At 25.3% G+C, this 1,859-nt stretch carries 2 protein-coding genes; both read left to right on the top strand.

Going from position 1 to position 1,859, the window contains the following annotated elements:
- Positions 1–145 precede the first annotated feature (145 nt).
- On the top strand, positions 146–748 hold the full coding sequence (locus VLM92_RS15265; protein WP_325277177.1) for a TetR/AcrR family transcriptional regulator: 603 nt from the start codon (positions 146–148) through the stop codon (positions 746–748).
- A gap of 186 nt (positions 749–934) precedes the next feature.
- Positions 935–1,783: a 4Fe-4S binding protein gene (locus VLM92_RS15260; RefSeq protein ID WP_325277176.1), complete on the top strand. Its 849-nt coding sequence runs from the start codon at positions 935–937 to the stop codon at positions 1,781–1,783.
- Positions 1,784–1,859: the final 76 nt, after the last annotated feature.

Raw genomic sequence — 1,859 nt, 5'->3', positions numbered from 1 at the left:
TTATCAATTAAATAATAACTCGTTGTTAGTTTATTGTCAATATTTTTTATTTAAAATGTGATAACATTTTCATAAAACTTTACTAATATAAAATATTGTGTATAATTAAATTGTTATATTAGAAGTGAAAGTAGGAGATTTTAAAATGAATGAAGGTAATTTAACTAAAAGACAAGCCCAAGCTATAGAAACTAAAAAACAAATATTAGAGACTTCAATGAAATTAATTTCAGAGTATGGTTACGATAATGTAAAGATAAGTCAAATATGTAAAGAGGTTGGTATATCTGTAGGAGGATTTTATCATCACTTTAAGTCTAAAGAAGATATAATAATAGAAGTATATAAAGAATTTGATTTTTTACTTGAGAATTATATTAATAATAATCTTAATGAAGAATGTTATATAGATAAAATAATATCAATAATTTTATATCAAGTTAGTTATGCAAAAAAAAAGGGTGTTGATATACTTAAACAAGTATATAAAGCACAGCTTTATGAAGGTACTGAATTTTTTATATCTGATGAAAGAAAATTAAGTCAAATACTAAAAAATACTATACAATGTGGACAAGATAATAATGAGATTATAAAAGAATTTACAGCAACTCAAATAAAAGATCAATTGCTTAGATTTTCAAGGGGCATACTTTATGATTGGTGCATTCATAATGGAGATTATGATCTATTAAACGAAACTTATATATCTATAAATTTATTATTAAATACCATGAAAAATAAATAAGAGAAAATATAAATCATAGGCAGTATTTGGGAACGAATAGTTAGCTATTAATAGAGATACTAGAGTAGTATTTTGGTGTTATATGAAATTTATATAATTGTCACATGGTTGTCACATACTTGTCACAAACCTCCTTTATTATTAGATTAAGAAAACAGTAAAAATCTAAAGGGAGGTTTTATTTTTATGAAAAATAAGTCTGACAAAAAAATAAAAGTAAGATATACAATACAAATATTTTTCTTTGTATTAATAGGCCTAATAGCTATTAATCATAACTTAATAGAAACTGGAAAGGCAATACCTTTATTATCATCAGCATCATTACATGCATTATGTCCTTTTGGTGGAGTTGTAACTCTACATCAATTTATTACTACAGGAACTTTTGTTCAAAAAATTAATGCATCATCTATTATTCTTATGACAATAGCATTTGTTTTAGCTATACTATTTGGACCTATTATTTGTGGATGGGTATGTCCATTAGGATCTATTCAAGAATGGTTTGGGAAACTTGGTAAAAAGATATTTAAAACAAAATTTAACAATATCATACCAACTAAATATGATAAATATTTAAGATTTATTAGATATATTATATTAGCTAGAGTGGTATATGAAATTAGTTATACAGGAAAATTAATATTCCAAGATGTAGACCCTTATTATGCATTATTTAACTTTTGGAGTGGAGAAGTTGCAATAGGTTCACTTATAATACTTGGAGTTACTTTGATTTTATCCTTAATTATAGAAAGACCTTGGTGTAAGTATTTATGCCCATTTGGAGCTATTATGGGAATAAGCAATCTTTTTAGAATATTTAAGATAAAGAGAAACAAATCAACTTGTATATCTTGTGGAGCATGTGATAGAGCTTGTCCAATGAATATTAATATATCTGAGTCTAATATAATTAGAAACCATCAATGTATTAGCTGTATGAAATGTACATCTGAAGAAGCTTGTCCAATAAGTGACACAGTTGAATTTACTACTTCATCTAAGGAGGTTGAGCATTATGAAAATTAAATCTAATACTTTAGCAATATTAGTTGTAGTTATATTATTTGGTGGGATATTTGCTAGTTCTGCTATGAACATTTGG

It is taken from the genome of Romboutsia sp., assembly GCF_035470145.1.
Taxonomy (GTDB): domain Bacteria; phylum Bacillota; class Clostridia; order Peptostreptococcales; family Peptostreptococcaceae; genus Romboutsia_D.
This window is presented reverse-complemented; position numbering and strand designations above follow the sequence as displayed.